Source organism: Burkholderia sp. KCJ3K979, assembly GCF_016759955.1.
Classification (GTDB): domain Bacteria; phylum Pseudomonadota; class Gammaproteobacteria; order Burkholderiales; family Burkholderiaceae; genus Burkholderia; species Burkholderia orbicola.
In genome coordinates, this window is sequence record NZ_JACFYV010000324.1 from 1 (window position 1) to 5,170 (window position 5,170).

Sequence of the window (5,170 nt, forward strand, 5' to 3'; positions counted from 1 at the left end):
GCGACCGGCATCACGCCGGCGGTGACCGAGGCGATGACGGCGAACCTGCCGAACGCGCCGTTCGCGATCGACGATCCGAAAGGCTTCAACCAGTCGATGAGCATCGCGACGCGCGACATCGTGCACCGCTTCTACCAGGACCAGATGCAGATCAACGGCGGCAAGAACGACATGTACGCCGCATGGACCGACGCGGGCGGCCTGACGATGGGCCACTACACGGCCGATCCGTCGAAGCTGCCGCTGTGGAAGATCGCGCAGCAGTACGTGCTCGCCGACAACTTCTTCATGGGCGCGTTCGGCGGTTCGTTCCTGAACCACCAGTACCTGATCTGCGCGTGCGCGCCGTACTACCCGAATGCCGACAAGAGCCCGGCGGCCGGCAAGATCGCCGTGCTGAACGCCGACGGCAAATCGCTGAAGGTCGCGACGAATTCGCCGGCGTCCGCGCTGAGCGGCCCGCCGAAGTTCGTCAACGACGGCGCGCTCACGCCCGACTTCTACGGCATCAACACGATGCAGCCGGCGTATCAGCCGAGCGGCAACAAGGCGGCCGCGGGCGGCGATCCGCTGCTCGCCGACCCCGCCAATCCGTCGACGATGCCGCCGCAGACGGCGACCAACATCGGCGACCTGATGACCAATGCGGGCGTGTCGTGGGCCTGGTATTCCGGCGCGTGGGGCCAGGCGCTGCAGGCGAGCCAGAACGGCACGTCGAACGTGATCTACGGCGCCGACCTGTCGACGCCGAACTTCCAGCCGCACCACCAGCCGTTCAACTACTTCGCGAACCAGGCGCCGGGCACCGCGAGCCGCGCGCAGCACCTGCTCGACGGCGGCGCGAACGGCGCCGAGTTCATCAAGGCGATCGACGCGGGCACGCTGCCGCAGGTCACGTTCTACAAGCCGCAAGGCAACCTGAACGAGCACCCGGGTTACACGGACGTCACGTCCGGCGACCAGCACATCGCCGACGTGATCGCGCACCTGCAGGCCAGCCCGCAGTGGAAGAACATGGTCGTGGTCGTCACGTACGACGAAAACGGCGGCTTCTGGGATCATGCGACGCCGCCGAATGCCGACCGCTGGGGCCCGGGCACCCGCATTCCCGCGCTGATCGTGTCGCCGTATGCGAAGAAGGGCTTCGTCGACCACACGCAGTACGACACGGGTTCGATCCTGCGCTTCATCACGCGCCGCTTCTCGCTGCCGCGCCTCGCGGGCCTGCAGCAGCGCGACGACGCGCTGAAGGCGAACGGCGCGCAGCCGATGGGCGACCTGACGAACGCGCTCGCGCTGTCGCCGAACCTGTAACGGCATCGCCATCACCGCGAACGGGCCGGCCACGCCGCCGGCCCGGACGAACGAAGGGCAGCCTCGCGGGGCTGCCCTTTTTCATGTCGCGTGCGGGTTGCCGCACGCCGCCGTCACCAGCCGTACTTCAGCTCGACGCCGACGTAATCCGCGTTGTGCCCGCCCGCCTGCCGGATCGCGTCGCCGACCTGGAAATGCACGGCCTCGATCGCGCCGATCAGGTTCGCGGCGATCGTCCAGTCCGCGCGCAGTTGCACGTACATGCCGGTCCACAACCCGCCCTTGCCCGCCGTGCCCGGCACCGGGATGCTCGGCTGCTGATAGACGGCGTCGCCGGTCGTCTCGCGCCACTGGAAACCCAGCGCGCCGAGCAGCGACAGGTTCGCCGACGGTTTCAGCGTCACCGACGGCTTCACGTGAATCAGGTTCGCGTAACTCGTATAGCCGGCCAGCGTGAAGTAATAGCCGTTCGGAAACAGCGGATTGAAGGTGCCGACGCGGCCGTCGTGCGGATGCCGGTCGCCCGATGCCGCGTCGACCTGCAGCGCGATGCGCGGCGACCATGGCGCGTCGAGCCTGTAGCCCGCGATCGAACCGACGGCCCACGCGCCGATCGTGGCGTTGCCGACCGTGCCGGTCTGCAGCATCGTTTCGAGATCCCAGTCGAAGCGCCCGTGCGTGCCCGCGTAGCGAACGTCCCATACGTCGCGATGCTCGGGGCCGCTCGCGTCGAGGAAACGCGCGCTGCTGCGGTTGTAGCGCGACCAGTAGCCGGACAGGTCGCCCGGCCCGACCGACTGCCGCTCGAAGCGCACGCCGCTGAACGTGAGATCGCGATTTGACACGTCGTCGAAATCGGACGCGTTGCGGTTCTGCACCGGCTGCGTCGCATAGCCGATGAAGCGCCACTTGCCGTATTCGTAGTCGGCCCACACCGCATCGAACGCCAGCCGCACGTTCGGGCCGTCGCGCGCGGCGATGAAGCGCTGCAGGTCGAACGCCATCTCCTGCCGGCCGACGCGGAACTTGAGCGTGCCGCCGCCGAGCGCGCCCGTGTAGGTCGCGAACGCCTGTTCGAGATCGAGCGGGTTCCTGTCGACCGGCGACACCGTGTTCTTGCCGAACGCGCGTGCGTCCTGCAACTGCGCGAAGAACTGCCAGTGCGGGCCGAGATGCGCATCGGCGTGCACTTCGACGCGCTGGATCAGGTACGTATCCGATTGCGCGGAGCCGATGCCGAACAGCGGCGCGTCGTTGGTCTCGAGACGCTCCCGCAGGTTCACGCCGAGCGACAGATAGGAGGACGGATCGTGGCCGAGGGGAAGGTATTTCAGCCCGTCGAGCGGCACGCGCGGCACGCACGGATTCGCGAGCACCGACCAGTCTTCCTGCCAGCGGTTGAACAAGACTGTCGGGCGTTTGGCGGTGCACGTCGAGGCCCGCGCCGAAGCCGATGACGCGGTCGACGCCGGCGCCGGTTCTTGCGTCGAAGTCGAAGTCGACGCAGTTGCCGTTTCCGCGCACACCGCGTCGGCGCCCGCGAACAGCAGCCCCGCGACGAGCGACACGCGCGCGGCCCGCTCGAAGCGGCGGCCGCGGCGTCGCCTCCGTCGCTCGATCATGCGCGCTCCTGCGTGGGGGCACCGGCCGGTTGCGCCGCGCACAGCGCGAGCGTCGCGAGCGCGCCGACGGGCACCAGCAACGCGAGGAATCCGACATAACGGAATCCGAGCGCACCGCCCGCCGCACCGAGCGCGAACGCGACGATCGCCGGCAGCATCTTCGCGAAGCGTGCGCGCGCGGTGGCGCGCACGCCGTCCGCCGTGCCGGGCGACAGGATGTCGACGGCATCGAGGATCGCCTGCGTGACGTTGCCGGTCATCACCGTGTTCGGCACGCCGCCCGCGCGCGCGATCACGCGCGGATGCGCGTTCTGCACGCCCATCGCGAACGTGCCGACGATGCCGGCCACGAGCGCCGCCTGGCTGTCCGGCTGCGTGACGGGCGTCGCCCACACGCCGGCCGCACAGAAGCCGAGCAACAGCACGGCCTGCACCGTATGCAGCACGCGCGTGCCCTGCCACGCGGGCCGCGCGGCCATCGACCGCGCGATCAGGCTGCTCGCGATCACGCCGCACACGAACGCCGGAAACACACTGAGCTTCAGCACGACGCCCTGGCCGAAGCCGGCGATGCCCGCGCCGATCAGCACGAAGTTGCCGGTCACGTGCGCGGTGAACAGCCCGAACAGCGCGACGAAGCTCAGCGTATCGACGAAGCCGGCCACTGCGGCAAGGATCGTGTCCTCGTGCTTCATCGCGCCGCGCTCGTGTGGATTTCGGCGACGTAGCCGCCGGGGAACTGCACGAGCGCCGCGTCGCGGCCGTCCGACTCGAACGGCGGCACCAGCACCGTCACGCCCGCGGCTTCGGCCTGCTTCAGCGTCGCGGCGAGATCGGCGACTTCGTAGCCGGTCATCTCGCGGCCGAACGGGTAAGGCAGATGGCCGTCGGTCACCAGCACGGTCATCTTGCCGAAGCCCGATTCGATGCGAATGCGGCGGTACGTGTCGTCCGGCCGGCCGATTTCGATACCGGGCGCCTTCGGGTTGTCGGACACCACCTTGCCCTTCGAGAACTTGACGAAATCGTGCACGAACTTGCGGACGCTTTGCGGCGACACGTAGACGCGATTCTCGGGGATGGTCTGCAGCGCGTCGTAATTCGGCGCCTGCGTGTGCCAGTACAGTTGCATGTTCACGCCGCCTGCCCACGTGATGATCGCGTCGCGGCCGATCGGGTCGGGGAACGTGTCGACGATCACGTCGGCGCCGTGCTCGCGCGCCGACTTCACCGCGACGTCCATGTCGGTCACGAGATAACCGGTGCGCTCCGCGCAGAACGGATACGGGATCGGCGTCTTGAAGCCGAACACCGAGATCGTGCCGACCGGCGTGAGCACCAGTTGCGACATCGTCTGGCTCGGCGTGGGCGTGACCTGGAACACGCCCTGCTTCGACTTCTTGCCGCCGAACGTCGCGACGAAGCTGTCGGTGAAGCGGTCGAAGTCTTCGGGGGCGACGCACACGTGCGTCGTGTCGTACTGCGGACCGACCGCCACCGTCGGCACCGCCGCGGGCGGCACCGGCGGTTTTGCGAACGTCACGGGGGCAACGGCGAGGCCGCCCGCGAGCATCGCGGCGAGCAGCACGGAACGAACGGATTTCATCACTGGATTTCCTGGTTGTTGCATCGTCATCGAATGGAACGGCCATCATCGGCCGATTGCCGCGCATCGTCGAGCATGGTCGCGAGCACGAGTGCCGCGATCAGCCCGAGATGCTCGAAAAAGCTGTTGAGCGCCATGAAATGTTCGGCGCCCGAACGGTTCCAGAAATCGTTCGCCACGACCATCGCGACGAGCGTCAGCATGCCGAGACTGCCGGCGCCGAGCCACGTGAAGCGGCGAAACACCACGCACAGCGAGCCCGCGATCTCGACCGCGATCGCGAGGGCCGCCCACAGCGCGGCCGGCTGCAGGCCGAAATGCGCCTGCTCCGCGACCGCGCCGGGGAAGTCGAGCGCCTTCGCGACGCCGCCGAGCAGATAGGCGGACACCAGCGCGAGGCGCGCGAGCGGCAGGACCCACGGCTGCGACAGCAGCACGCGGACCCACGCGGGGGTGCCGTAGACGGGGCGCGTCGTCATGTCAGACCGCCCAGCACGAGCACCCGAACGCGCCCCAGAAGCCCTTCGCGTCCGACGTCGGTAACGTGCGGCCCCACGCGCCCGCGTGCGCATGCTGGTGAACGTTGCATTCGTTCGCGCAGGCGCACATCGCGGCGGCCGCCGCGATG

5 protein-coding genes are annotated in these 5,170 nt (G+C 68.6%); 1 reads left to right on the top strand and 4 read right to left on the bottom strand.

All coding sequences use genetic code 11. The features are described 5' to 3' along the window. A partial coding sequence (gene acpA / locus H3O04_RS33705; protein ID WP_202589340.1) for an acid phosphatase occupies nt 1-1,314 on the top strand: 1,314 nt, incomplete at its 5' end. Between the two features lie 113 nt (nt 1,315-1,427). Here the strand turns inward: acpA and H3O04_RS33710 are convergent. The 4 genes from H3O04_RS33710 to H3O04_RS33725 are packed head-to-tail and all read right to left on the bottom strand — an operon-like array spanning nt 1,428 to nt 5,021. Then, nucleotides 1,428-2,936: an alginate export family protein gene (locus H3O04_RS33710; protein WP_078040873.1), complete on the bottom strand. Its 1,509-nt coding sequence runs from the start codon at nt 2,934-2,936 to the stop codon at nt 1,428-1,430. Next, entirely contained in the window at nt 2,933-3,631 is a 699-nt protein-coding gene (locus H3O04_RS33715) for a YoaK family protein (RefSeq protein ID WP_078040872.1), read from the bottom strand. The genes H3O04_RS33710 and H3O04_RS33715 overlap by 4 nt, the downstream gene beginning before the upstream one ends. Then, entirely contained in the window at nt 3,628-4,542 is a 915-nt protein-coding gene (locus H3O04_RS33720) for a lactoylglutathione lyase (protein ID WP_011545180.1), read from the bottom strand. The genes H3O04_RS33715 and H3O04_RS33720 overlap by 4 nt, the downstream gene beginning before the upstream one ends. 26 nt (nt 4,543-4,568) lie before the next feature. Continuing rightward, on the bottom strand, nt 4,569-5,021 hold the full coding sequence (locus H3O04_RS33725) for a DoxX family protein (protein WP_011545179.1): 453 nt from the start codon (nt 5,019-5,021) through the stop codon (nt 4,569-4,571). Nucleotides 5,022-5,170: the final 149 nt, after the last annotated feature.